The organism is Helicobacter valdiviensis (genome assembly GCF_003245365.1).
In the GTDB taxonomy this organism is placed as follows: domain Bacteria; phylum Campylobacterota; class Campylobacteria; order Campylobacterales; family Helicobacteraceae; genus Helicobacter_D; species Helicobacter_D valdiviensis.
Genome location: NZ_NBIU01000127.1, coordinates 1 through 450 on the forward strand (window position 1 = coordinate 1; position 450 = coordinate 450).

A 450-nucleotide genomic window follows, 5' to 3' on the forward strand; every position below is an offset into this window, starting at 1 on the left:
AAAGCAATGCTTAGAGCATCAGCAAGCTTTGCACAAGATCTAGCTAAACAAAGTGAAGAATTAAAAATCTCTATGGAAAAGCTAACAAGTGGTTCACAAACTCAAGCAAGCTCACTCCAACAATCAGCAGCTGCTATTGAAGAGATAAGCTCTTCTATGCAAAATGTATCGGATAAAACATCTGAAGTAACAAGACAAGCAGAAGATATTAAAAACATAGTAGGTGTGATTAAAGATATTGCAGAACAAACAAACCTATTAGCATTAAATGCAGCAATTGAAGCAGCACGTGCAGGAGAACATGGAAGAGGATTTGCAGTAGTAGCTGATGAAGTTAGAAAACTAGCAGAGAGAACTGGTAAATCATTAAATGAAATAGAAGCTAATGTTAATGTTTTAGTGCAAGGCATTAATGATATGAATGAATCTATTAAAGAACAAGCTATGGGT

The 450-nt window shown here is 35.1% G+C and carries 1 protein-coding gene; it reads left to right on the top strand.

Translation table 11 applies throughout. The features are described from left to right. The coding region (locus tag B6S12_RS10875; RefSeq protein WP_245892677.1) for a methyl-accepting chemotaxis protein at window positions 1–450 on the top strand (450 nt) is incomplete at both ends.